This window comes from Pantoea sp. SIMBA_079 (assembly GCF_046940275.1).
GTDB lineage: Bacteria > Pseudomonadota > Gammaproteobacteria > Enterobacterales > Enterobacteriaceae > Pantoea > Pantoea borealis.
This window is the reverse complement of record NZ_JAWRYR010000972.1, coordinates 1-232: the sequence shown is the minus strand read 5'-3', so window position 1 is coordinate 232 and position 232 is coordinate 1. Positions and strand designations below refer to the sequence as shown.

Sequence of the window (232 nt, the reverse complement as noted above, 5' to 3'; positions counted from 1 at the left end):
ACGCGGGTAACGCCATCGCCACCGTGCAATCGAGCGCGGCCATCAAGGTGATCACCGTCCGTACCACCGGCTTCGATGCCGTGGCTGCCGAAGGTGGTTCGGCTGCTGTCGAAGCTGTTGGCGCTGCACACGACGCCGGCATTTCGGCTTTCGTTGGCGAAGAGCTGGCCAAGTCCGACCGCCCAGAGCTGACCGCTGCCAAGATCGTCGTTTCCGGCGGCCGTGGCATGGG

Annotated in this window: 1 pseudogene; it reads left to right on the top strand. The window is 65.5% G+C overall.

From position 1 onward, the window contains the following. Positions 1–232, top strand: a pseudogene (locus SB719_RS22835) (electron transfer flavoprotein subunit alpha/FixB family protein); the annotation flags it as partial.